This window comes from Novipirellula rosea (assembly GCF_039541335.1).
GTDB classification, from domain to species: Bacteria; Planctomycetota; Planctomycetia; order Pirellulales; family Pirellulaceae; genus Novipirellula; species Novipirellula rosea.
This window is the reverse complement of sequence record NZ_BAABGA010000120.1, coordinates 336,583-362,227: the sequence shown is the minus strand read 5'-3', so window position 1 is coordinate 362,227 and position 25,645 is coordinate 336,583. Positions and strand designations below refer to the sequence as shown.

20 protein-coding genes are annotated in these 25,645 nt (G+C 54.9%); 7 read left to right on the top strand and 13 right to left on the bottom strand.

The window, feature by feature from the left end; all coding sequences use genetic code 11:
• Positions 1-5 precede the first annotated feature (5 nt).
• From ABD971_RS33605 to ABD971_RS33595, 3 genes are all read right to left on the bottom strand, one after another.
• Entirely contained in the window at positions 6-1,316 is a 1,311-nt protein-coding gene (locus ABD971_RS33605) for an outer membrane protein assembly factor BamB family protein (RefSeq protein WP_345328023.1), read from the bottom strand.
• A gap of 146 nt (positions 1,317-1,462) precedes the next feature.
• Complete coding sequence (locus ABD971_RS33600; RefSeq protein ID WP_345328021.1) at positions 1,463-3,151, bottom strand: SHD1 domain-containing protein; 1,689 nt, start codon at positions 3,149-3,151, stop codon at positions 1,463-1,465.
• 71 nt (positions 3,152-3,222) lie between these two features.
• Positions 3,223-4,506, bottom strand: coding sequence for an outer membrane protein assembly factor BamB family protein (locus tag ABD971_RS33595; RefSeq protein ID WP_345328018.1), 1,284 nt, complete (start codon positions 4,504-4,506; stop codon positions 3,223-3,225).
• 196 nt (positions 4,507-4,702) lie between these two features.
• Here ABD971_RS33595 and ABD971_RS33590 point away from each other — a divergent pair, with 196 nt between their 5' ends.
• Positions 4,703-5,191, top strand: a complete 489-nt coding sequence (locus tag ABD971_RS33590; protein WP_345328016.1) for a Crp/Fnr family transcriptional regulator — start codon at positions 4,703-4,705, stop codon at positions 5,189-5,191.
• Between the two features lie 20 nt (positions 5,192-5,211).
• Here ABD971_RS33590 and ABD971_RS33585 read toward each other — a convergent pair whose 3' ends face one another.
• Complete coding sequence (locus ABD971_RS33585; protein ID WP_345328014.1) at positions 5,212-6,198, bottom strand: aldo/keto reductase; 987 nt, start codon at positions 6,196-6,198, stop codon at positions 5,212-5,214.
• Between the two features lie 215 nt (positions 6,199-6,413).
• Between ABD971_RS33585 and ABD971_RS33580 the strand changes: the two genes are divergently transcribed.
• The gene (locus tag ABD971_RS33580; protein ID WP_345328011.1) at positions 6,414-7,343 is read left to right on the top strand and encodes a glycosyltransferase family 2 protein; all 930 of its coding nucleotides are present in this window, start codon (positions 6,414-6,416) and stop codon (positions 7,341-7,343) included.
• Between the two features lie 442 nt (positions 7,344-7,785).
• Here the strand turns inward: ABD971_RS33580 and ABD971_RS33575 are convergent, their stop codons facing one another.
• The 5 genes from ABD971_RS33575 to rpsL all read right to left on the bottom strand — a co-directional run bounded on the left by ABD971_RS33575 (position 7,786) and on the right by rpsL (position 12,741).
• On the bottom strand, positions 7,786-8,019 hold the full coding sequence (locus ABD971_RS33575; protein WP_339936318.1) for a carbon storage regulator: 234 nt from the start codon (positions 8,017-8,019) through the stop codon (positions 7,786-7,788).
• Between the two features lie 420 nt (positions 8,020-8,439).
• Entirely contained in the window at positions 8,440-9,462 is a 1,023-nt protein-coding gene (gene mtnA, locus ABD971_RS33570) for an S-methyl-5-thioribose-1-phosphate isomerase (protein ID WP_345328008.1), read from the bottom strand.
• Positions 9,463-9,498: 36 nt separating this feature from the next.
• On the bottom strand, positions 9,499-11,592 hold the full coding sequence (fusA, locus tag ABD971_RS33565) for an elongation factor G (RefSeq protein WP_339936315.1): 2,094 nt from the start codon (positions 11,590-11,592) through the stop codon (positions 9,499-9,501).
• A 189-nt stretch (positions 11,593-11,781) separates the two neighbouring features.
• On the bottom strand, positions 11,782-12,252 hold the full coding sequence (gene rpsG, locus ABD971_RS33560) for a 30S ribosomal protein S7 (RefSeq protein WP_339936314.1): 471 nt from the start codon (positions 12,250-12,252) through the stop codon (positions 11,782-11,784).
• A gap of 123 nt (positions 12,253-12,375) precedes the next feature.
• Positions 12,376-12,741: a 30S ribosomal protein S12 gene (gene rpsL / locus ABD971_RS33555; protein ID WP_008708955.1), complete on the bottom strand. Its 366-nt coding sequence runs from the start codon at positions 12,739-12,741 to the stop codon at positions 12,376-12,378.
• Positions 12,742-13,087: 346 nt separating this feature from the next.
• On the opposite strand from rpsL, the gene ABD971_RS33550 reads away from it, so the two are divergent.
• On the top strand, positions 13,088-14,152 hold the full coding sequence (locus ABD971_RS33550; RefSeq protein WP_345328005.1) for a hypothetical protein: 1,065 nt from the start codon (positions 13,088-13,090) through the stop codon (positions 14,150-14,152).
• Here the strand turns inward: ABD971_RS33550 and ABD971_RS33545 are convergent.
• Together ABD971_RS33545 and aroE are read right to left on the bottom strand one after the other, a co-directional pair.
• On the bottom strand, positions 14,149-14,658 hold the full coding sequence (locus ABD971_RS33545) for a GNAT family N-acetyltransferase (protein ID WP_345328004.1): 510 nt from the start codon (positions 14,656-14,658) through the stop codon (positions 14,149-14,151). The genes ABD971_RS33550 and ABD971_RS33545 overlap by 4 nt on opposite strands.
• An 18-nt stretch (positions 14,659-14,676) precedes the next feature.
• A complete protein-coding gene (gene aroE, locus ABD971_RS33540) occupies positions 14,677-16,167 on the bottom strand; it encodes a shikimate dehydrogenase (RefSeq protein WP_345328003.1) in 1,491 nt (496 codons plus the stop codon).
• Between the two features lie 122 nt (positions 16,168-16,289).
• Here aroE and ABD971_RS33535 point away from each other — a divergent pair, with 122 nt between their 5' ends.
• The 4 genes from ABD971_RS33535 (at position 16,290) to ABD971_RS33520 (ending at position 22,871) form a co-directional block, all read left to right on the top strand.
• Positions 16,290-17,465, top strand: coding sequence for an outer membrane protein assembly factor BamB family protein (locus ABD971_RS33535; protein WP_345328002.1), 1,176 nt, complete (start codon positions 16,290-16,292; stop codon positions 17,463-17,465).
• A gap of 100 nt (positions 17,466-17,565) precedes the next feature.
• On the top strand, positions 17,566-18,885 hold the full coding sequence (locus tag ABD971_RS33530; RefSeq protein WP_345328001.1) for a coproporphyrinogen-III oxidase family protein: 1,320 nt from the start codon (positions 17,566-17,568) through the stop codon (positions 18,883-18,885).
• A 23-nt stretch (positions 18,886-18,908) separates the two neighbouring features.
• Positions 18,909-19,346 carry a glycine cleavage system protein H gene (locus ABD971_RS33525; protein WP_425571418.1) on the top strand — a complete coding sequence of 146 codons (438 nt, stop codon included), beginning with the start codon at positions 18,909-18,911 and terminating at the stop codon, positions 19,344-19,346.
• 153 nt (positions 19,347-19,499) lie between these two features.
• A complete protein-coding gene (locus ABD971_RS33520) occupies positions 19,500-22,871 on the top strand; it encodes a DEAD/DEAH box helicase (protein ID WP_345327999.1) in 3,372 nt (1,123 codons plus the stop codon).
• A 116-nt stretch (positions 22,872-22,987) separates the two neighbouring features.
• On the opposite strand, the gene ABD971_RS33515 is transcribed toward ABD971_RS33520, so the two are convergent.
• Positions 22,988-24,223: a hypothetical protein gene (locus ABD971_RS33515; protein WP_425571409.1), complete on the bottom strand. Its 1,236-nt coding sequence runs from the start codon at positions 24,221-24,223 to the stop codon at positions 22,988-22,990.
• Positions 24,220-25,482 carry an HlyD family secretion protein gene (locus ABD971_RS33510; RefSeq protein WP_345327998.1) on the bottom strand — a complete coding sequence of 421 codons (1,263 nt, stop codon included), beginning with the start codon at positions 25,480-25,482 and terminating at the stop codon, positions 24,220-24,222. Before ABD971_RS33510 ends, ABD971_RS33515 begins: the two co-directional genes overlap by 4 nt.
• Between the last annotated feature and the right edge of the window lie 163 nt (positions 25,483-25,645).

Here is a 25,645-nt window from a genome sequence, read left to right as displayed (position 1 = left end):
ATAGGCTAGGGAGTCTCGGATTCGAGACAGACCAATTGTTCGTGACGTTTGCTGCCTTTGTCGACACCGACCCGCATGAACATCTGGCTATCGGCCACTGCGGGACTCGCGTACGCGTCATCACCCAGCTTATTAGTGGAAATCAACTTAAAGGAGTTGTTTTTATTTTTGAAGACAAACGTTTCACCGTTCAAGTTGGAAACGTAAATCACGTCGTTACAAACGATTGGTGATGCACTGAACTTGCCGCCTAAACGTTCTCGCCAAACGACGTCACCGGTATCCGCGTTCCAGCAATAGGCCACTCCATCATCGCTGACGGCGAACAGATGACCATCGTTCAAAACCAGCGAGGGTTCATAGACCTTGGTACGAACGGACCAGATTTTTTCTCCATCTGCGGAAAGACATACCGTTTCCTTATCGGGATAGCCACCACTGGCAAAGATTCGATTCTTCGACGTGATCACGGTGCCGCAAGTCGCTTCGGCGGTGCCGGGGGTGCTCCAAAGTTTTTCACCGCTGGCCGGATCAAAGCTGGCCACCGCGTCACAACCACTGATCAACAATTGATCGCGTCCGCCCACGCTGGCAATCGTGGGACTCGAATAGCTGCTGATAGTGCCGCGAGCCACTCGCCAGGCGATCTCGCCGGTTTCACCATCAACCGCGGCTAAATAGCCGCCGCCCATATTGTCAGCGGCAAAAATCACCAGCGACTTGTAGAGAACCGGTGAAGGAGCGTAGCCAAACTTGGAAACAAATTTTCCGATTTCACGTTGCCAAACGATGTTGCCATCCAAATCGAGTGCCGAGGCAATGATGGCATCGTTGTTGAGAAACGCTGTATAGAGCCGGACGCCGTCACATGCCAAAGTGCCGTTGGCGTGCGTCGCTTTGTGGTGCACCGCTCGTTCCGAAGGAAAGCCGCCGGTATGAACGTCGGCAGTCCACTTTGACTCGCCCGTCGCACGATCAAAGGCAAGCACTTGTTGTTTTTGTTGGTCTTGGATTGCGGTGGCTAAATAGATTGAATCCGCCACGACGATCGGCGAACTGTGGCCGCGCCCCGGGACCTCGGTACGCCAGAGGACATTTTCCTCTTCGCCCCAGTGCGTCAACAGCGGTTGATCCGGAACGACGCCATCACGCTGCGGCCCACGCCATGCCGGCCAGAGCAGTTTCGTCTCGTCCACGGCAACGTCGACAACTTTGACGTTCGATTTTTCTGGAGAAATTTCCTCAACCGGATTTTTACGACCACAGCCACCGACCAGCAGCAGCGGAATCAGCGTCAGTAATAAAACGCGTTTCATGGTCATCGTCCCAATCGATTCGAATTCGGCAATTTGGCTTTCGCCTACCCTTTATAACGCAAACTACCGAAAAACAGAACGTGCAGCTTTCGATGCCAGCAATGCTGAGAGAATTCGAAATCACAAAAAAATCAGTCCCGTGCCCTTTATGGCTCGAACGGATTTTTGACTGCGGCGCGTTTTTGCTGCAGTTCACGTAGAAAATCTTTGTCCGCTTCGCTTAAGCTGACGATCGGCACGGTCACCTCGCGGTTGTCCGCGCGTTTCAGGACCACGCTTGCTCCTTCGACGCGAAGCAAGACTGCGTCGACCTTGAATCGGCCGCTCGCGTCAGACCACGTGCGTGATTGCGAACTTGGCAGTGCTGCTGCGGTGGCAGGTTTGTTGGGTTGCGGCAGATCCTCGGGGGCCAGTTGGATTTTGCTGCGGGCCACCGTGATCTTGCGGCTGCCACCGCCGCGAAGTTTGACACTGACTTGACCATCAGTCTGTATGTCTTCGATAGTTGCGGGTTTCCAAAACGGCCCATGCTCGTTGACTTGCACAATTTGGCCGACGTACAACGTCGTCAGCAGATTGACTTCGCGTTTGGAATTGTCCACCACGCCGCCACGATCGTATGCCGATTTCAGGCTTGCGATTCGTTTGTACTCGGCATCCCAACGTAACAATGCGGAATGAGCCGCTTTGCGAAGTTTGTCATTGTCGCTATCGACCAATGGCTTCATCGCCGCCACGATGTCTTGATCGGGTGATTGCAAATTTTTCTTGGCTAGTTCGCCGAGCGTTTGAATTTGCCGTGTCGCGTCGTTGGACGCCAGCGACGCGAGTGCATCGTTTCTTTCTGCGTCGGTCAACGGAGCTTCGGCTTCGGCCTTGGCTTGGGCGGCGGCCATTGCTCGTTCCTCGGCCACTCTTTTGGCCTCAGCTTCGATCGCATCGATTTCCTGCTGCGACAACCGCTCGTATTTCATCGTGATCGGAAGCGTTGTGGTCGAGTTTTTGCTTTTGACAATTAGCTTGTAACTAAACTCGATCCCCGCAGGCATATTCTCGGACTTGTCGAATGTCCAAGTTCCCGAGCCGGACATTTCATAGGCGACACCATCCTCGGTTTCCGGCATCTTCAATTCGTAGTCCTTTTTGAAAAACACCAAGTCGTTTTGATGCCGCAGTAACTGGAAGCTTGTCCTTTCAATCGCGGCACGTATGGTGTCATCATTGTTATTCCTACGGCCAAAAGGATCGAAACCGCCAGGCCCAAAGCCTCCGGGGCCGAACCGGTCTTGGCGGTCCTTTTGCGTAACCGCGATCCCCGAGTCGATCTGCCATTTCTTTTCGTCCGTCTCGGGCAACGGCTCAAACGGAATCAGCGAGACATTGCCGAGCAAGAAAGGGAGTTGGGAATCGCCCACCAATTTGATCACTTCGCCGCGTGTCGACATCGTGATTTGGTTGGTGGTTTGCGTTTTGCCAGCGAAGGCGGGTCGCGAAAACGGACTGGGCATCGACGGTGGGAATGAACCAAAACCAAACGGACCTCGCATCCCACGATTACCCGCCTTGTACGTTTTCGATTCTGATAATCCGCCCCGATACGTCAGCTGGATCTGATCCGCACCTACACTATTGACCTCGTACTTTGTGATCCCTTTGTAATGCGTCGTTTCGCTTCCGCTATCGGCGCTGATCTCAAATCGATAAGCGAATTTCGAATCGGGCTTGGGTTGGTAACGAAGCACTTGGGCCGTGACCGGCGGTGATGCCAATCCCAATACAGACACGGATAAAAACAGCAGAATGCAGTGGGCACGACTTCGGAGTGCGAAAATCATGGGGCGTCCTTCGAGGCGACTCTGGTTTCGAAAAGAGGGGGAGAAGTAGAAGCCTTGATTCTAACCGCTTTCTACTGCGAGATTCGGTAAAGAGCGTCCGCGGTGCGAAGTAAAATGGAATCTTCAAAAACGCCCAGCGATGCAAGGGTTCGTTCTTCGATCGGATTGGTGGCGAGAACTTTGAATTCGCGACCGGCGCGGACCACCGTGGTGACACCCTCTTCACTGGTGAAATAGATTCGGTCGCCAGACATCAAGAGCGACGCGGAAAAGTTGCCACCGATCCGTTTTCGATAGACAATCTCGCCCGTCTCGGCTTCGGCGCACATCGCGATCCCATCATCGCTGACCCAATAGATTAATCCATCGGCGGCGACCATCGACGGCGTCTTGGAAACACTCTTGTTGGAACGCCACTGAATATGTGTGTCGGTCACCACGCCGGTGCCGGTCGGACGGATCGCCAGCAGTTTGCTGCTGTCGTAGCTGGTGGAAACAAACACAAGCCCGCGATGAAAGATCGGTTTGGGAATCACGGAATAACCATCGTAGCGAACGTCCCAAATCGTTTCCCCCGTTTTGGGATCCAAACCAAAGACGCAATCGCTGCCGGGCGCAACCACTTGTTTTTGACCATCGACTTCAATCAATGTCGGTGTTGCAAACGAGAACGTGCGAATCGAAAAGATCATTCGCAGCGTTTGCCACGCGAGTTCCCCGGTGTCGGCATGCAGAGCGACGATTTTGGGTTCTTTGTCACCATCGCAGGTAAAGATGAGAAGGTTGTCGACCAAGATCGGCGTTCCGCCATTGCCATGCTGAGGGCTGAAGTACAGATCACGATTGATCCACAGAATCTCGCCCTGCTTGCTGACGCATGCGGTGCCTTGGTAGCCGAAGTGGACAAAGATGCGATCGCCATCGATGATCGGCGTGGGGCTGGCGTGACTGTTCTTGGAATGGATTTTGGGCGATCGATCCTTGGTTTGCTGCATCACCGGAATCGTTTTCAACAGTTCGCCACTGGCGGCGTCGATGACCAACAGCGACAGCGAAAACTCCTTCGCCACTTGCTCGGCCCCTTCCGCTGATTCGGCCGGGATCGCCGTGGTCACATAAATACGACCGTCATCACAGACGGGGCTAGACCAACCTTTGCCTGGCAATTCGGTACGCCAATCAATGTTCTTTTCCGACGACCATTGCAGCGGCAACTTGGCGCCCGAGCGTACGATCCCGTCGCCGCTCGGTCCACGAAACGCTGGCCATGATTCGTCGCCGCGGACATTTGGATTCAGAGATAAAATTGCAATGCAAGCAGACAAAGACAGTCGGGTACGAACCGCAGTGAACATAACAATTCCAAGCAAAAAAACTCGAGGAAGGCGAAGCAGGGGCAGGAGGACTTCGATTGTAATCTCGCCCGCCATGGCCCGAGAGCCGATCACGTCAACATTTTAATCCTCAGGACGACGAAAGTGCTACAATCGGAGTGCTTCTCCTGCTCGGCACCGCCGCTCCGTTTCGCCTCTCTTTTCGCGAGCTCACTCGATGAATGAACATCAAGCAAAAATGCTTCGCCAAATGGCCGTGTTTGGGGGTCTGAAAAACGAGTCACTGGAATTGATTCTGGGGGAATCGCATCGGCTCGTGTTGGCAGCGGGCGACTATTTTTTCCACGAAGGCGACCCGGGCGAGTCGCTGTACGTGATCGAAGCCGGGACGGTGTTGATCCAGCGGATGTGGAAACACGAATCGATCATGCTGGGACGTTTGGCTAGCGGCGATTGCTTTGGTGAAATGTCGCTGATTGATTTTCAGTCGCGATCGGCTGCGGCGCAAGCGGAATGCAATTGTGAAACGATTGAAATCCCACGTACGGTGCTGCAATCGCTATATCGCATGAACGTCGAGCAGTACGCGATGATCATGATGAATCTGGGACGCGAAGTCAGCCGGCGGTTGCGGATCGCGGACGACTGTTTGTTTCAATTGCAACAGGATCACGGAGTCGAAACCCCATTTGCCGGCACGGTTTAAACGGTAGCGTTCTGCCGCACTTATTTTCCGCCGTACCAAATGCCGCGGCGCCAATTGTGTCGCCTTAAACGCGTGATCGCCTCGTCCGGTAAATCTCGCAGTTGGCTCGTTCGGGTATTCTGCTCGACCTGCTTGACCGTTCGCATTCCGGCAATCACCGTGCTCACCTCGGGTCGCGAGAGCGCAAATTTCAGTGCAACATCGGCCATGGAATAATCGTCGGACAAACCCAGCGCATCCATGTCGGCACGAATTTCGGCAACGCGGTCGGCAGTCCGCTGCATCCGGTCTCCGGCAAAATACTGGCTGCGAAAATCGTCTTCGCCGAAAACATGGTCACCGGCATATTTGCCTGCCAGCGATCCTTCGTCCAAGGCGACTCGGACGATCACGCCGGTGCCTGTTTCGGCAGCGACGGGCAAAATTTGAGCGGCAGCATCCTGGTTAAATAGATTAAAAATCACCTGAACGACATCGACCAATCCATTTCGCATTAGCTGCACGACACAATCCTGGTCATGCTCGGGGGTGCTGACTCCGATCAAGTTAATCTTGCCCTCATCTCGCAATTGACGCAGCACCAATAGTGGTTGCGGGTCGTCGTTCCAGCCGCGCGTCCAGGTATGCAGTTGCAGCAGATCGATTCGCTCGACACCGAGGTTTGTCAAACGTTGGTGAATGTTGTCTCGCAGATAGGCTGCGGAGTAGCGATCTTGCCAGCGGCAATAGGGACTCGGCGGCCACGGTCCGGGGCTGGGGGGCGTTTTAGTGGCAACAAAGACCGGCTCACTGCGATCCTTCAATACTTTGGCGATCAGCATCTCACTATGTCCGTTGCCGTAGCCTTCGGCGGTATCGATAAAGTTAACACCTCGATCGATCGCCGCATGAAGTGCTTGCAGCGATTCGTCATCGCTTTGTGGACCCCACTGCCCCCCGATCGCCCATGCACCAAAGCCAATCTCGGAAACCTTTGATCCATCGGGGGGGAGCAATCGCGTGTGCATAAGTGTGTTTGGGTTGAGGGATTAGGTTGGGTTTGTCGGTTGGCGAATGAATACAGAGTCAGACGATGCTTGCTTTGCATCTTTCTTGGTCTGTTCAGCCGAAGATCTCATCTTCTGACGCTGGTTCTACCGAAAACTAGCTAGGACGGCGAGTCGGTCGTCGTATTGTCTTGAAAGCCGGCGTGCATGCCAGCATTCTTTCTTGAGGTGGTTCGGTGCCAAATATTTCTCCGATCCCGCGGCTTACGATTGTGGTCCCGGTGACGGAAGACCTCCAGTCTTTCGAAACCAGTTTGATCAGTGTTTTAGAGCATCAGCCTAGCGGCTGTGAAGTGATTGTTGCTCACGACGGGACTTATGAAGACCCGTTCGAATTGGGTGACGAAGTTCGCTTTGTATCCGCTGACTCGGCTGAGTTGCTCGAACTGATCTCCGCAAGCGTTTCGGCAGCCCGCGGTCGATTTGTCCATGTCTTAAGTGGCGGCTTTAAGGCAACAGAAGGTTGGGTTGATGCCGCCCTGGAAAAATTCGAACATCACGATGTCGCGGCAATCGCTGCGGTCGTTCGGCAGGAGCAAACGGGACGTATTGTCGGAGCCGGTTGGTTCGACGGCGCGTCACGGCTTTGCCAACCCGCTGGTGTATCGCAAACGAAATTGAGTCGCCAAGAGATCGCGAAGATCGATGGCGTCTTTGTCGAAGCATCGTTTTGGCGACGTGAGTCACTGCGAAACGTTTGTCATTGCTATCGCGGAAATAGTCTGCTCGAATTCTCGTACACCGCAGGGCTGGCATTATCGCAAGCCGGTTGGCGATGTGTGACTGCAGAACAGTGCAGCTTGGTTTCCGACCAAGACCATACCGCATGGAACGATGCGTCGTTCCGACGTGGAAAGCGTCTGTGGGCAATCCGCCAAACCGCATGCAAGGATCGCAGCGGGTTCCGCGATGGACTGCGAGGGATGCTAGCGAATCTCGGTCGACCTTCGCGTCTTCGAGAATCGATCGGCATGATGACCGGTGGCTCCGCAATCGCTGAAATGAAGCGACGCGTGCATCTCGACGAAGTGAAGTCGATTGACCAGTGTGAATCGGTCCTCCCGCTTCCCAATCGTTCGTTCACACCTTCGCGCCGCGCTGCGTAGCGTGACGTAACGTGACGTGCGGTCTGCGTTGCAGCTTGCATTGAGGAAACGAAACTCGGCAAGCGATTCAGCATGAATCGTCAAATGCCCCAAGTCTTGATGACTTGCGGACACACGATTGCCGCCTGAACGAAGAGCATCATTTTTTCTGCTGCGGGGGGCAGCTCTTTGCCCTCAGCAGCGAGGGGTCTTTGCCCTCAGCAGTGAAGGGAATGATGGGCCGGTTATTCGGCCCGTTCATCCCTCATGAAAAACCAATTCGCTGAATCAAAATTGGCTGCCCCAATACTGGCTGGCCCGATACAGGTTGGCCCATCTCATCGAAATCGGCGTACTCGCGTTTTGAAATCAAATTCGCTCTTTGAGTTCAACGTGAGTCTCGGCTCGCTTTCGCGTGTCATGCAACTTCGCAACGAAATTGCACAATCAACGCCACTGCACGCTAGCAATCAGGCTTGCTAGCGACCGAGACATTTTGCTCTTCCATGATGATGGTCATCGGAGCGGTACCACGGGGTGCCACTTCTTTGCGGTCCAACTCACCACGAACCACCCGCACTTCACGCGGAGCTTCGATTCCGATCGCAACTCGATTTGCCGAGATTCGATTGATCGTCAGAACGATGTTGTCACCGATTAGGAGTTGCTCACCTTCTTTGCGGCTTAAAACTAGCATTGTTTTCTTCCCTGATTGGTAGGTTGAACTTCTTGAACACGATAGGTACATACACTTTTTGTGCCAAAATCGCTTCCATTAATCAGATAGTTTCCACCGCTTCGCCAAACTTTAATAAAACTCAATGAAATGCGGAAAACCGCAGGTTATTGAGTCATTCCTTTGCTTTTGCGAAGCGATTGAAAAATTATCATTATGGTCGCAGATTGACCTCTAAATCTCATCCGTCGATACCGAAATGATTCATCAGTCTCGAATTGAGACGTCTTAAATCTCATCTTCGGCTCGACAGAAGAAGTATCAGCTAGCGCTTTGACACGTCCGGTCACAGCAACGAAATCTTTTCGAAGAAACTTCAAAAAGTGTTCATGGACCTAAGTCCGCTGCTGATTTATTGAGGGCGATTTCGCTCGCCGGATGTCACCACCCCAGAAGGCTCGCGAGTTTTTCGCGGCTAGGCTGCATTACGATTCCCCGCTCGGTAATGATAGCGGTGATCAAGTCAGCGGGAGTCACATCAAAGGCGGGGTTGATCACGTTGGCGGCGTCGGGGACGAGCTTGACGCCATGAGGGTTAGCGACTTCGTCACGGCCGCGTTGTTCAATCGGAATAGAATCGCCGCTAGCAAGCGCAGGATCAAACGTGCTCGAGGGCGCCGCGACATAAAACGGCACACGGTGATAGCGGGCGAGCACCGCTAAGGGGTAGGTCCCGATCTTGTTTGCCGCATCACCGTTGGCAGCAATTCGATCGGCTCCGACAATCACCGCGTCGATTTGGCCCGTTTTCAGCAAGCTTCCCGACATCGAATCGGTCAGCACCGTTACCGGCACACCGGCTTGAGCTAATTCCCATGCCGTCAAACGAGCGCCCTGCAGCAGCGGACGCGTTTCATCGGCAAACACCTCGATGGCGTGCCCCGCTTCGTGCAAATGGTAAATCGGCGCGAGCGCCGTGCCCCACATCGACGTCGCCAACCCACCCGCGTTACAGTGCGTCAGCACACGGTGGCAATCGCCGAGCAGCTCGGCACCGTGACGTCCGATATCGCGGCACATCTGACGATCTTCGTCATGAATCGTCGTGGCTTCGCAAAGCAATCGCTCGGGCAACGTATCGTCGTCACCCACCGAATCGACAATCGCTTTCATGCGGTCGAGCGCCCAGAACAGATTGACTGCGGTGGGACGACTTTTCGCAAGATATTCGATTGCATCGAGATAGCTTTGCCTGGACCGCGTGCCATCAGGTTGCCGAGCCAAGCAGACGCCATAGGCAGCCGCAATTCCAATCGCCGGAGCTCCGCGGACGACCAATCGCTGAATCGCATCAAACGTCTGGTCGACGTTCTCGCATCGCAGCGTCACCAACTCGGCAGGAAGTCGAGTCTGATCGATCAGATCGAGACATCCGTCATTAAACGCAAGCGTCTGTGTCGTCATCGTAGCGGTCGGTCTTCGGTAGCGAGTCGCGATGGTTTAGTACTGAAAACTCTCGGCGTCTTCCTTGGGCGCCGGCTGGTAGCTGTAGGGTTCCATACTACCGCCCGCCCGTCCCTGGCTGAGACTTCGCACGGCACTCGAGTAGCCGAACAATTCTTTTAGCGGGGCGTGAGCGGTGATCACGGTCATCGCGCCACGGGTTTCGGTCGACGCGATGATGGCGCGGCGCTGCAGCAGGTCACCGACGATCTCGCCCATGTAATCTTCGGGGGTCGTGACCTCGACACGCATGACCGGTTCGAGCAGCACGGGGCCGGCGGCCTGCAGCCCTTTGTCGAACGCGTCTCCGGCGGCAATGCGGAACGCCACCTCATCGCTGCCCTCTTCGTGAACCTCGGCGTCGTAGGCTTCGATCTTAACGCCCGACAGCGGGAAGCCTGCGATCAACCCGCCCCCCTCAGCACGTTGACGCAGCTCTTCGATCGCCGCGGCGCGAACGTTGCCTTGCAGCGGACACTCCGCCGGCAACCGGTCAAACACCAACACCGGTGACGAACTGTCTTCGAGTGCCGACACGCGGACCTTCAATCGTGCAAACATGTGCGAAGCCCCGATTTGGCGATTGCATTGTCCCACGATGTCAGAGTTGCCGCTGATCGTCTCGCGATAGTTCACGCGCGGTTTATAGAACTTGACGTTCAAGCCAAAGTCACGCGTCAAGCGATGCTGAATGACCTCCAGATGCAATTCGCCCATCCCGCTGATTAGCGTCTGGCCAAGCTCTTCGTTTTCGACGGCATGAAAGGTGGGATCTTGGCGGCGAAGCATTTCGAGCGTTTCTTCGAGCTTTTTGCGGTCGCCGGTGTTTTCGGGCTCAATCGCCATCGACAATACGGACTCGGCGAACTTGATGCTCGGCAATTCGATCGTCTCTTTGGTGTCACAAACGGTGTCGCCGGTGATGGCAAAGCGGGGTCCGATCACACAGCAGATATCGCCGGCACCGACCGATTCGATTTGCCCATCGCGTTCCTTCTTACTGGCATGAATCTGCCACAGCTGAGCAATGTTTTCTTTCTTGTCGCGATTGGGGCATTGCACGCGTGAGTTCTGTTTCAGTTCACCGCTATAGACGCGGATCCAGTAATTGTCGCCCGTTTTGGCAGGCAAAATTTTGAATACCAACCCGCAAAACGGCTCTTTTACATCCGGTTTTCGAACCAGGACCTTGTCGGGCTTCTTGGGGTCGAATCCTTCGACAGGCGGCCGATCCAGCGGGCTGGGCAGATAATTGCCAACCCCGGTCATCAGCGGCTGAACGCCGATACCGTGCAGTGCCGAACCACAGAACACAGGCTGGATCGCCATCTCGATACAACCTTTGCGGAGCGTCGAGACAATCATCTCACGCGGCACCGGCTTTTCGTCCATCGCCAACATCATCGCTTCGTCGTTCAATTCATAAACGACTTCGAGCATCTGTTCCCGCCACAACATCGCTTCGTCTAGCAGGTCTGCGGGAATGTCGGTCTCTTTGACTTCCTTGCCTTCGGTTTCGGGATCAAATTCCAGCATTTTCAAGTCGACGAGATCAATCACGCCGCGGAACGGATCGCTGGTGTGCGGTGGGCCTTGGCCGACCGGCAACTCGACCGCCACAGGACGCCCGCCCAATCGAGGCGCGATATCGTTGTAGACCGCTTCAAAATTGGCTCCTTCGCGGTCCATCTTGTTGATAAAGACAATCCGCGGGACGCCATACTTGTCCGCTTGTCGCCATACGGTTTCGCTTTGCGCTTCGACCCCTTCGCGAGCCGAGAACACGGTGACAGCACCATCGAGCACGCGGAGACAGCGTTCCACTTCGGCGGTAAAGTCGACGTGTCCAGGGGTATCGAGCAAGTTGATCGAGTACTGATTCCAGTTGTACTTCACACACGCACTGAAAATCGTGATCCCACGCTCTTGTTCTTCGGGATCGTCATCGGTGTCGGTCGTTCCATGATCAACCCGGCCGACTCGATGCTTCGCACCACTGAGGTACAGCATGCGTTCGGTCACGGTCGTTTTGCCCGCATCAATGTGGGCAATGATGCCGATGTTACGAATTTTGGATATGTCGAGAGCCATCAGTCTCGTGGGGTGTTGCTAGGAAGAAGGGAAACCGGTTCAAGCTCGACGTGTTCACGAAATCAAGATTCGCGGATGCGTCAGGACAGTTCATAGTGTTTTTGCAAAGCCTACACTAGCGCATGAAAAACCGCGACACGGTGTAAGCCACACCGGATCGCGGTCCATGGATTTCGTTGTGCGAATGCACTACCAAGCGAAGTGAGCAAATGCCTTGTTCGCGTCCGCCATGCGGTGCGTGTTTTCACGCTTGGTGTAGGCAACGCCTTCTTTCTTGTAGGCCGCCAAAACTTCGTCAGCAAGCTTGAGGTGCATTGGGCGTCCCTTTTTGTCGCGGACGGCGGCAAGCAACCAACGAATCGCCAAACTTTGTTGACGGCTACGGTTCACTTGCATCGGCACCTGGTAGCTCGCACCACCGACTCGCTTGCTGCGAACTTCGATGTAAGGCTTGATGTTTTCCAGTGCGGTTTCGAAGATTTCGATTGGCTCGGCGTCGGTGTTACGCTTGCCTACTTCTTCGAGTGCGTCGTAGAAAACTCGTTGTGCTGTGGTCTTTTTGCCATCGAGCATCAAGCAATTGATGAACTTGCCCGCAAGCATCGATCCGTGCTTCGGGTCACCTTTAAGCGAGGTGCGGCTAGCTGTGATACGTCCCATGTTTGGTTTCGGTAAGTCGGTTGGGAATCGCGGCCGAAAACAACGATCGGCTGGCAAATCCGTGAAATGGATCTAAACGGTAAAATCTCGAAGCGAGTGGGTTTGCGGAATCAGATCCACAAACTATTTCTTCGCACCGTAACGGCTTCGAGATTGCTTGCGGCCATCAACGCCCAATGCGTCACGCGATCCGCGGACCACTTGGTAACGAACACCCGGCAAGTCACGAACACGTCCACCACGTACCAAGACGATCGAGTGTTCTTGAAGGTTGTGACCTTCACCAGGGATATAGACGGTGACTTCTTTGCCGTTGCTCAAACGCACACGCGTGATCTTCCGAAGAGCTGAGTTAGGCTTCTTAGGTGTCATCGTACGGACCTGCAAGCAAACGCCCTGTTTCTGTGGGCACTTTTCGAGCACAGGCGACTTGCTTTGGCTTTTCTTCAGCTTACGTCGCTTGCGGACGAGTTGATTGATGGTTGGCATAGAAAGTAGTTGTGGATCTTTTCCGTCGGGCCTTAATTCATTACGAACGAGCAAGTATCCGTTTTGCACGAAACCTGTCAATAGCTACTCGGCGTTTGAAACGCAGGAAATTTAGCTTGGAATGAAAAATGCCCTCTTAACTTTCCCATCGCTCCCCCCTACGGCCTCAAACACCACGACGAATCCCCCGTTTTCCGCAACAGATTCCTCGAAAAGTGAACAGCTGTTCCGCTGTATGTAATGGCAACTAGCCGGACAGCGAATTTTCGCTAGATTACCTAGACCTCCATGGAGGGGGAGCGACTTTCGATGAAGCCTATCACCCCATCAATGAGAGATAAATGCGATGAAATCCTCAGTACTCGGCAGCTTTGCAACCCGACTTTGCTCGGGCCGCCCATTTGCGATGCTCGCTTTGGCGTCGCTGTTTGCCTTCAGCCCTGAACCGCAGGCCGAGGCCCAGTTGATTCAGATCGGTCGCGGATTCGGCGGCGGCGTCCGTGTCCGAGTCCCATTCGTTGCAGTGGATGTGGCTCCTTGGGGCGACACCCGGGTTCGTGCTCCCTTTACCTCGGTAAACACGGGAATCTATGCCGGCCCACGCTATTCAAGCCGCTATGGCAGCCCCATTTACCCGAGTTACGCCTATCCCCCAGCCTCGCCCTACTATCGCAGCGTCCCGAGTTATCCCCCAAACGTGTACTCGTCGCCAAACTACCGGAGTACGAGTCCGATTGTTAGTGGCAGCTCAATCTACGGCACCCCAATGCCGGCCGCTCCCATTCAAAGCAATCCCGGATTCAGCAATTCGGACAGCAGATACGGCAGCTCGATCATTGCCTCGGCCACTCCATCCCCTCTGTCGGGCGATGGCCCTGTTTCGGCTGCGTCCCAAAGGCCTCCGTTTGCGGGGTCGGCGTCGGATGATTTGCTCCGCCGCGCGGCGATGCAATTGCAAACCAGCCTTTCGCGGCGAGGGGGCGACAGCGATATCTGGATCGACTATTTGGCCCCCGCAGAGATCCTGCGCCTGATCGATTCGGGTGAAATGTCCACCGAAATGGCCCAGACACGGCTCCGCAATTACCAGGGGGTGACCTTTACCCCCGAGCTCCGCTGGTTAACGTCGCTGCCTGGATTTGGCGAGACGCGTCAACAATTGGAACTTCGGGTTGCCAATGCGAGTACCGACAACGGCATTCGCGAGTCGACGCCGCAGCCTGCCGCTCCCGCAGCAACCGAAACTTCGCCCGGGGCCGCAGAGACGCTACCTCCTCCGATGCCCAAGCCTGATGCTGCTGCGGATCGAGCGAACTCGGGCCAACCCACGCTCGCCAAACCGGTTGCCGAGCCCGACGCGAGAAAGCCCGACGCGGAAAAGCCCGACGCGATTAAATCAGTCGGCATCTAGTGCGGGTGGCGGGGTCGCAATTGACAGAAGAACGCTTTCTTCTGGTCGGGCAATGAGTAATCGAAGCCACAATTTTTGAAGAATTCTTCGGAGGAACTGATCGCCATCACCTCCATCACCCCGAGCTCACGGGCGCGCTGGACACAGTGGTCGACCAACATCCGGCCGACCCCAATGTTTCGATACTCGTGGTGCACGGCCAAGCTGAGCAGTTCCGCCAGTTTGGCGCTGTAGATCTCGACTGCGGCAAACCCGAGGCATTTTTCTTTGCCGTCATCGGTTCGCACCGCCATAAAACCGTGCCGGGTCAGCTCGATCACTTCCGCTTCGGTGCGGGCCAGTAATAAACGCTGTGCCACGTAAGGTCGCAGCAGGGCATGAATCGCTTCGGCGTCGCTTGGCATCGCTTTGCGAATCGTCACCCCCGCCAGCAGCGAAGGGGGCTCGGCGTCGGGGTTTTCCGACGAATGAGGGGTATTTTGCGAAGAATCCTGCGTCACGATCACTCCTAATGCCGCAAATGCTTAATTCAATTGAACTGGGTTGGTCGCTTGTTTGATGGTGTCTCGCATCAAGGCGATTGGGGCGTCGCGTCCGGTGAACAATTTGTACTGGTACGCCGCTTGGCGAACAAACATATCGATCCCAGTGATGATTCGGCAGCCGTGCTTTCTTGCATGTTTGATCAACATCGTGCTTTCGGGGTTGTAAACGGTATCAAACACGACCATGAACTGATTCATTGCCGAGGCGTTGTACGGCGTGCTGTCGACATCAGGATGCATTCCGATCGGCGTTCCGTTGACCAGCAAGTTGACCTTGTGTGAATGACGATCTTCCCATTCGACCACGCGGCAGCCGATTTCCGAGGCCAAAAGGTTGGCGCGTTCAAAGGTTCGCGAGGCGATCGTGATATCGGCGCCACGTTGACGCAATCCCCACGCGATCGCTCGGGAAACCCCGCCAGCGCCAAGAATTAAGACCGACATCCCCATCATCGGCTTATCGACGTCTTTTTTCAGCGTCAGCACCTGTTCGATGCAATCCATCGCTGCGCGGTAATCGGTGTTATAGCCGAGGTTGTCTTTGCCTTGGAAAATCACGGTGTTGACCGCCCCAATTCCATTCGCACTCGATTCCGCTTGCGTGCAATACTCGAGCGTCCGCTCTTTGTGAGGGATCGTGACACTGATCCCGCTGACCCCAAGATTGCGGGCATTTTGCAGGAAAATGTGCAGATCGTCGGCGGGGACCCGGAACGGCAAATACCGAGCATTCAGCCCCTGATCGTAAAAGGCGGTGTTATGGATCAGCGGGCTGTAGCTATGCGCGACGGGGTCGGCGACGACGCCGAACAATTCGGTGGCCTCATTGATCTCTTTGTAGCGGTACAGCGTGTTCATTTCTTTCCAATTGAGCTGTCCCGGCGCCAGTTTCTTGTCGGCGCTGTAGGTCGCGTAGGTGAACGGCGACCCCACTCGCTCGCCCAGAATTCGGGTCACCATCCCGATTTCGCCCATACAGATCCCGATTGTCGGTCGCTTGGCGTTTTTGACCATATTCAACATACGGATGTTGTCCGAGAAGCTGTTGGCCATCGAGGCGATTTTGACAATATCCGCGTCCTCATCCGCCATGGCGGCGGCCAAACTTTCAAGATCGTCGGGGGTTTCCGCGAAATCGTGATAGCTGATGATCCGTTTTGTATTGCCGTAACGAGGGATTTGTGAGGCAATGTCGGCCTCGATATCGACATATTCAACCCCGGCGGCGATGGCACTTCGCAGCACCATCAAACGCTCTTGCTCGCTACGCATCCAACGCCCTCCGTCCTCGCGGCGACGACAGGTGATGACGACGGGGCCCGGACGTTCATCAATCAAACGCTTCAAATTGACCGCACGCCCGATGAAATCTAGCCGAAGCTCGACCAATTGGGCGCCTTGTTCAACGAGAAACTGATGTTCAGCAATCATCCGCTTGTGGCGGGCACGACCGAGGCTAACACAAATCATGAAGTCAGAAAAAACATCGAGGAAGAACGGTCCTGCATTCGCAGGGTCAAGCAAGCACGTATAATCGCTGGAATCGCCGATTTTGACTACCGGCTATCTCAAAGACTCAAAAATAAGCTGCAATGTTGAAGATAAACACGTTTTCTAAAGCGGGCTGTGTCAAATTTGCCGTCGTTTTGCTCTCAATTTCTGCTGCCATTGCTACCGCCCCCGCCGGGACCGCCTCTGACGAATCGGCTCGCAAGTCACTCAGCGAGTGGACGCTGGCCCGCGGGAACCCCGAATCGACCGGGGCGACCGATCAAAGGGTTCCGAAGGATTTGGTCGTAAAATGGGAATACAAGGCCGACGAGGCGATCGAATCCGCCTTGGTTATTGCTGATAATTTAGTGTTTGCAGCCGACGTGATGGGAAAGCTGTATGCGATTTCACGCGTCGACGGCAAAGAAGTGTGGACGCACGATTATGACACAGGGTTCACCGCCCCGCCCGCATTTCACGACGGGCATCTGGCGATCGGCGATGTCGAAGGCAATTTCTATTTTCTCGATGCCAAAACGGGAAAACTGCTGTGGCAAGCGGAAACCGAAGGCGAGATCGATGGCTCGGCGGCATTTTTTGGTGACAATGTGCTGATCGCCAGCCAAGATGGCAAACTGTACTGCTTTGCCGTCAAAGACGGCTCGCCGGTGTGGACTTACCAAACCGACGACCAAATTCGCTGCAGCCCCACCGTCGCCGGGGATCGCACGTTCCTGGGCGGATGCGATGGGCAATTGCACGTTGTCGACCTAAACACGGGCAAAGCGATCGGAGAGACGCTTCCGCTCGGGGGGCCCACCGGCAGCACACCGGCGATTCTCGGCGATTATGCCTTTTTGCCGATCATGGACGGAGCGGTTTTGGCATTGGATTGGAAAAACCAAAAAGAAAAGTGGCGTTACATCGACGAAGATCGCCCGCAAGAGTACCGCGGCAGTGCAGCGGTCTCGGGTGATCAAGTGATCGTCAGTAGCCAGAACAAACAGGTCGATTCGATTTCGATGAAGACCGGAAAACGCTTGTGGCGTTATACTCTTCGTCGCCGCGCCGATGCATCGCCTGTGATCTCCGCAGACGATGTCTGGATCGCGGCGACCGATGGACGGCTGATTCGCTTGTCACTTACCGACGGAAGCGAACGCTGGAAATATGAAATTCGTGGCTCGTTTATCGCGCCGCCTGCAATCGCCGGTGGCGAAGTATTTGTGGCCGATGATAATGGTATTGTACGGTGCTTTGCCAAACCCGCTACCTAGCCCGTTTGAAATCGCCCCCATCTGATGCTGAACACGTGACTTGCATCAAGTCGTCCTCCCGCTTGAATCCTTTCCCTCCTACAGCCCAAAGCCAATCCACATGTCATCGGCCGCAAGCGATAAAAAGAAAACCGAAGTCGGCAGCTACTTCATCTCGAACTACCCACCTTACAGCCAGTGGAAGAAAGAGGAGTTGCCAGCGGTCAAAGAGGCGTTGCATCACGCCCCCAAAGAGGACACGCCGCTAGGGCTCTATCTGCACATTCCGTTTTGTCGCAAGCGCTGCAAGTTTTGTTACTTCAAAGTTTTCACCGACGTCAACGCGGCCGAAGTCCAGCGGTATGTTGATGCGCTTTGCAACGAAATCTCGATGGTCAGCAAGCTGCCCGTGATGGGCGACCGACCGTTCCGGTTTGTCTACTTCGGCGGTGGCACGCCCAGCTTTCTGGCGCCGAAGCAGCTCACCAAGCTTGCCGATCGACTTCGCGAACATATCACTTGGGATGGCGCCGAAGAGGTGACGTTCGAGTGCGAACCAGGAACGCTGAGCGAAACCAAAGTCAAAACGCTTCGCGAAGAACTAGGCGTGACGCGTCTGAGTTTGGGGATTGAGAACTTTTCGGACAAAATCCTCGAGGACAACGGACGTGCCCACCTGAGCAAACAGGTGTTCAATGCTTGGGAATGGATCAGCGCTGCTCAATTCCCCAACGTCAACATCGATTTGATCTCCGGCATGGTCGGCGAGACCTGGGACAATTGGAAAGAGAACGTGCGGCGGACGCTCGAACTGTCCCCCGAAAGCGTCACGATCTATCAAATGGAGTTGCCGTTTAACACGGTCTACAGCAAGGACATACTCGGTAACAAAGTCGAAAGCCCCGTGGCTGAGTGGGAGACCAAACGAGCTTGGGTCGACTACGCATTCAGCGAATTCATCGCCGCAGGCTACAGCGTCAGCAGCGCCTATACCGTGGTCAAAGACCCGAGCAAAGTAAACTTTTCGTACCGCGACAACCTTTGGCAGGGCGCCGATTTGTTGGCAACCGGAATCGCCAGCTTTGGTCACGCCAGCGGAGTGCATTACCAGAACCTGCCTGAACTCGAACAATATCTCGGTGCCATCGAGGCGGGCGAATTGCCGCTTGGACGTGGGTTCGTTCCCACCGATCATCAACGCTTGGTTCGCGAAATGATCCTGCTGCTCAAGCGAGGCTATTTAGAGGTCGGCTATTTCCGCGACAAATTTGGTGTCGACATCGTCTCGGATTGGCAAGAACAATGGAACAGCTATGTCGAGGACGGTTTGGTCACGATCGATGGCGACACCATCCGTCTGACTCGCGATGGATTGCTGCGTGCGGACGCTTTGTTGCCCGCGTTCTTCGAGCCTGAGCACCAAGGGGTTCGCTACACGTGAGCAGTGATTCGTTCTCGTTCGCGATGGGCGAATTTACCGCCGAGTTTCCTGGCGACCGCATGTACGTCAGCAATCACATGTGGGCGTTACAAACCACGGACGATCGTTGGCGTTTCGGCTTGACCGGCTATGCCGTGCGGCTGTTGCAAGATGTCTACTTTCTAGAGTGGACACTCGAACCGGCGACCCCCATCGCGTCACGTCAATTGATGGGGGCAATCGAAAGCAAAAAAGCGGAAAGCGACCTGTATGCGCCGATTGCCGGTGTCTTGGTGGCGATCAACGAGACTTGCTTGACGGACCCATCGGTGATCAATGCCGATACCTACGGTGAAGGCTGGCTGTTTGAAATCGAAAGCCAGGACGTGGGGTCATTGCTCAGTCCTGACGGTTACCTGACTCACTTGGCGGATGCCTGGGAAGTCGCCCAGCGGACGATCAAAGGCCAAGCGAACCATTAAGCCCCTGCGACCAGCGCAGTGACGCTGGCTTTGGCGTCATGACTCGGCAATAAACCGCGAATTTGGTACAACGACGCAAATCTCGGTCGCGGGCCCTAATCTTGACTTAGCGACCATGACGCCGCGTTACGATTCACGCCAAGGCTTGCTGCAATGAAAGACGGATCTTTAGACCCACAAGCAATGCGGGCGGCACTTGCCCAACTCGCAAAGGCAAGAGCAACGGCAGATGACGCGAGCTTGCCCTCTTTTTTATTGCCGCCCAAAGCCGATCCCAACGCAGGCCGACGCCGGTATTCGCAGTGGCACGACCGGTTGGTCGATATGCTCAACGCGTTTCCCCATGCGATCGCCCGACAGAGCAATTTTAACCACGTACGCTGTTCCGCCGAACAGGTTTTCTCGACGGGAGAATTTCATGGCGTCGTGATCGCTGCACGAAATAAGTTCGAGGTGTTTGCCCGAGTCGACGATGCCGAGCCATCAACGGGATGCAATTGTGACGACGCAGCGGGCAAGCAAGCTTGTCTGCATCAATATGAATTCGTTGATTACTTGTTGGACCAACTGGAATTCTTGAACTCGCCTCTATCGCGAAACATCATCCAGGGAACGTTTGCCAGCGGCAAAGCAAACTACGCTCGCTTTGAGATCGATTTAAAAGAGCGAGCGATTCGGCGATTGAATGCGTTGCTGGATTTTAATTCTTCGCTGACATCCGATGACGTCGCCTCGGGTGACGACAGCTTACCGGTTCTTCAAGAGCAACGAGTTCAGCGTGTCGCATGGGATTTTAAACTCGAAGACGGATATATTTCGGTCGGCCCCGTACTGCAAATGCAGAAAAAACGGGGCGGTGGCTACACCAAGGGCAAGAAATTGTCGTTGGACCGGATCGTCAAAGAGGTGGATTTGCCGCTAACCACCGCTGACCGCCGAGTGGTCGCGGGTATCGTTCGCGACGATGAGAGTTACTACTACGGTGGATCGGGATTGATTCTGGATGCGTTTCACACGTTGCCATTGCTCGTCGATCAGCCCAATGTGATGCTTGATGGCGAGCCCTGCCAGATTGTTCGAGCCTCCATTTATCTAGCCCTGTTGCCACTGAAGCAAAGCGGGAAATGGGCGTTTGGCTTTACCGATGAAAACGGAAAAATTCCAGAGACAAAAGTGCTTTGCACGCCCGAAGCATTCTTGGGCATTGACTCGGAAAATCGTGTCTTGTATCTGAGCGAAATGAATGGCGAGAACGTCGAACTGATGCGTGATGCCATGGGACTTGGCCAATTCGACGACGACCAAATCGATGCGGTCATCGAGAAAGTGCGTCCGCTGCAAAAACGAATTTCGTTGCGACTGCCTGAATCGCATGCCGGACCGATCATCCAAGAACCGGCAACGCTTGCGTTGTTGCTGAGATCACGCAGTGACGGTGCAATGGACTATGGCATTCGCTTCCGCGATGCAGCCGGCATACTGCGGCGCCCGGGGGCGGATCCGATGGTCGTCACGATCATGCGTGAACAGAAATCGGTACAAGTCCAACGTGTTGCCACGGACGAGTTTCAGCGAGCTCAGCAGATCGCCGAGTCACTTGATTTGGAGATCGACGACAGCACCGGATTCGGTACGATCACTGATTTTCGCACCGCGCTGAGCGTGATCGAACAACTCCAATCAAATGAGCTCGATATCGAGGTGCTGTGGGACAAACGGAGCGAGAAACCGATCTCGGTTCTAGGAAGTCTTTCCAGCAAAAATGTGCGGGTCGATATCACTAGCAAGCGGAATTGGTTTGGCATTACTGGCGAGTGTGATTTTGGCGACACGAAAGTCCCTTTGAAAGAACTAATGGATGGGCTTTCCTCGGTAACCGCCGACGCGATCCAGGGTGACTTCGTCCGAGTCGGTGACGGCGGCTGGGCCCGTATTTCCGATTCGCTACGAGAACGGCTCAATCGCCTGCATGATGCGACGCACGCGGATCGTCAAACACTAAAACTCGATGCCACCGCGGCGCCGGCGATCCGCGATCTGATGGAATCGGACATCGAAATCAAAGCAGCCAAATCGTGGCAGAAATGTCTGACGCGGCTCAACCGCGCCGAAAAACTGAATCCCTCGCTCCCCAAGAATCTTGACGCGACACTGCGCGACTATCAAATCGACGGATACAAATGGATGCGTCGACTTGCCGAATGGGGCGTCGGCGGAATTTTGGCCGATGACATGGGGTTGGGCAAAACGCTGCAAACGCTTGCCGTTCTATTGGATCGATCCGAAATCGGTCCCAGCTTGGTGATCGCCCCCACCTCGGTCGGATTCAACTGGGCTCGCGAAGCCGGCCGGTTCACTCCCGATTTAAACGTGCATCTGTACCGCGAAACCGAACGTGAAGAGTTTTTGCCATCGGTGGGTCCTGGCAACCTTGTCATTTGCAGTTACGGACTGGTCCTGCGTGATGCCGAAGCACTCGCGAAAGTCCAATGGGGCACGATCGTGCTTGACGAGGCTCAGGCGATCAAAAATAGCCGCAGCAAAACCTCCAAGGCAATTGCCGCACTCAAGGCCGATTGGACCGTGGCACTGACAGGCACGCCCGTCGAAAATCATCTCGGCGAATTGTGGAGTCTGTTCCATGTCGTTTCCCCCGGCGTGTTTGGCGGCTGGGATCATTTTCGTAAACGATTTGCCTTGCCAATTGAAAAACAGAACGACGAAGCTGCCCGCAAGGCGTTGGCCGAGCGTTTGAAGCCGTTTGTGTTGCGACGGACCAAATCCGAGGTGCTGACAGAACTGCCGCCGCGAACGGAAATGAACCTGTATGTCGACCTGAGCCCCGCCGAACGCGCCGAATACGAGAAGGTGCGGCGGGTCGCGATCGGCGAAATCGAACAGCTCGAATCCCAAACCGAAATCAAAGACCAGCGGTTCAAAATTCTGGCGATGCTGACGCGGCTTCGTCAAATTTCTTGCCACGCCGGGTTGGTCAATGAAACGTGGACCGAGTCGTCCGCGAAACTGGACCAACTATGCGAAACGCTCGATAGTCTTCGCGAAGAAGGACACCGCGCGCTTGTGTTTAGCCAATTCACCGCCCACTTGGCATTGATCCGAACGGCGCTCGAAGCACGCGGAATCACGTACGAATACTTGGACGGATCGACGCCTGCCACGGCACGCCAACAAGCAGTCGATCGTTTTCAGCAAGGGACTGCCGATGTCTTCTTGATCTCGCTGAAAGCGGGCGGAACCGGATTGAATTTGACCGCGGCCGACTATGTAATCCACATGGATCCGTGGTGGAATCCGGCGGTCGAAGACCAAGCCACCGACCGAGCCCATCGTTACGGCCAAGACAAACCGGTGATGGTTTACCGCATCATCGCCAAGGGAACGATCGAGGAAGAGATCCTGGCACTCCATGAATCCAAACGTGATCTGGTCGCCGGTGTAATGGAAGGAACCGAGGCCGCCGCGAAGCTTTCCAATGACGACCTGATCCGCATGATTCGCAGCTAGGTGGCGATCGATAACTGTCGTAGCGAAACTCGCCAAGAGTTTCGGCACCCCGGCAATCTGAATGTCTTGGCGATTTTCGCTACGTTTGAATCGGAAACTTATAGATCGAAAAATCTTTACTCTGCAGGCAAACAACGCTGTAGCGTCATCGTCGCCATCGCGGTGCCGTAGGGACGGTGGTAATCGTACAGCGGATAATCCCACCAGCATCCGTTCTTTTCTTGCAGTGGGACAATCAGATCCGCCAACATCGCTTGATAGGGTGCACGCTCCGCAGCCGGCAACTGGTCCACACACATGGCCGCATAGTAGTGGCCAAAGTAATAAAAATAGCCTGCGACCTGAAACCATGATTCGTGCGGGATCGGTCGTTTGCGCCCGATGTCCAACCAGCCATTTCGCTCGTAGAGCCGATACAGCCAATGCTTCAGCACGTTGTCGGTCACCGTCGTGTCACCCCATTGGCGTAACGCGAGATTGCAGCACTGCGAACGGCCAAGCGAGCCACCGGGACGATTGATCTCACGCATCGGACGGTCTTTTAAGTACTCGCCATACAAATAGGTGAAGTCAGGTTTTTGTTGCCGTTTGATTGCAGCCACCGCGCGGTCGACCACGTTTCGTGGAGGATCGATCCCGATCGATTTTGCCTGCTGCATCGCAACCAATGCAGCCCCACCGACGAAGCTGATCGAGCTGGAGGTTGGACGTTTGGCTTGGTAACGAAAATCATAATAGCCCCAACCGCCGTCGACCGACTCGTATCGCCGCAGCATGTCATATTGCTGCTCGATTAAGGTTCGAATTTCAGTTAACTTCTGCGTATCGCCCTCGTGTCGTTTGTGCAGATGGACCAGGGCTTCGATCGAATACAGATGCCCCCACACGTTGTAGATGGCGGTGCCATCGGCGCGACGCAGCCTTGGCAAATACTCGAACAACCATGCCTCTCCTTTTTCGATCGCGGTCTGTGCCGCGGCGTCATCGCTTGCAGCACACTCGATCAGCGCCGACAAACACAACGAAGTGGTCGCGGTGCGAAACGCATGATGGGCGCCAGGCACGGGGGCATAAATGTTCAAATCTTTGGTGTTCGTTGGCGATCCCCATGACCCGTTAGGGTTTTGATCCGCCACCAAGAAATCGACACCCTTGCGAATCGATTGCTCGATCGTTTCGGCACTGAGCGCGTCAACCTCGGGCAGCGACGGAGGCTTGCTGAAGTCGAGCTTTTGCAACCGAGTCGGCGGCGGATCGGCCAGCGCCGCCTCTTCCGCAACGACCGGCCCACTCACCATCACCGCCGTGGCGACGAACACCACCGCTTGCAACCAATCTCTTGCCCCGCTCATTCCTTGTCCGCCTTTTTAAACTCGATACTGCAGGTCATCCCAGGCACGAGTTCCGCGTATTTGAGTTTACCGTTGATCACCACGGTGCACTCGATTTTGTTCGCGGCATAAGGCACTTTGGCAATCGATTGAAGGGTAACAGGGAATTTCAGCTCGGGAAACGCTTTCGGAATCGCCGTCCCTTTCATGCCTACGTTGACTTTGGCTCGTTGCTCTTCGCTGATGTCAGCGGTGATTCGCAACCGCTCGGGCTGCACAATCGTCGCCACGACTTGCCTTGCCGTGACTTTGGATTTCACGTCCAAGGTGCTAGCCTTGTCACCGAGTTTCCCACGCGTCAGTTGGCCATGGTAAACCAGCCCATCGATCGGCGAGTTGAGGACAAGCCCACGGCGTTCGGCTTGCAAGGTTTTGAAGTCGGCTTGCTTTTTGTCGAGTTCTGTTTTTTGTCGACGTCGTTCGATGTCACGCTTCAGACGTGCAACCTTCAAATCTTGGACCGTTTTGGCAAACGCCAACTCGGCTCGAGCGAGTGTCGCTTCCTGTTTTTCTTGTTGACTAGGAATCGTTTGCTCGAGCGTCCGTTGGGTACGTGTCTTGGTTAATTCCAAGTTGTACTTCGCTTGCTCGACCGCGCGGCGAGCACGCTTGAGTACGATTTCTTCGGACTCTTCGGTCAAGTCGTCCTCTTCGTACATTTTTTCGAGTTGGTTCAGCTCTTCTTCCACATACTCGAGCGATTCTTCGGAGCGTTTCAACTGCACCTCGGCCGACATAATTTGCTGCTCGCGATCCACGTCAACAAAGTTGTCATAGGCTTGCCGTGCCTCTTTGCGTGTTAACTCAGCAGCTTTGCGGTCAAGTTCTTGTTGTTCGCGAAATTGCTCATAACTAAATTCGGCTTCCTCAAACGCCAGCTTGGCGAGTGCTAAATTGAATTCCGCTTTGCTGATTTTTTCATCGATTTCTTTGGTCTCGAACCAGACGACTGCGGCCCCTTTCTTGACGTTGTTGCCGTGCGGCAAGATTCGCTTGATCACATAAGAATCGATCTGCTCGGTGTCGGCCGCGATTTCGTGACTCGACAACGACTCAAACACGCCATCGAACTTGACGACCTCTTTTTCCTGCTCTTTTTCCTGCTTGGATTCTTCGGACGTTTTCTTCTCAGCCTTGTCGGTCTCGTCCGCCAACGTTGGCAACACGGTCAAAAGCGAAAGCGCCATCACGGCGAGACAATGGAAAGGATCGGTGCGCATCAAGAATTCTCGAGGGTGGAGGACAATGGAGCGGTTTGCCCTATCTTGATTGACACCGCAGCCGATGTCCACCTAAACGCGTCGGTTCACCGCACCGGACGCACCTCGCATCATCCTGCACCGAGGCGGGGCAATGTGGTGCCCACCCCCAATCAATCGCCCC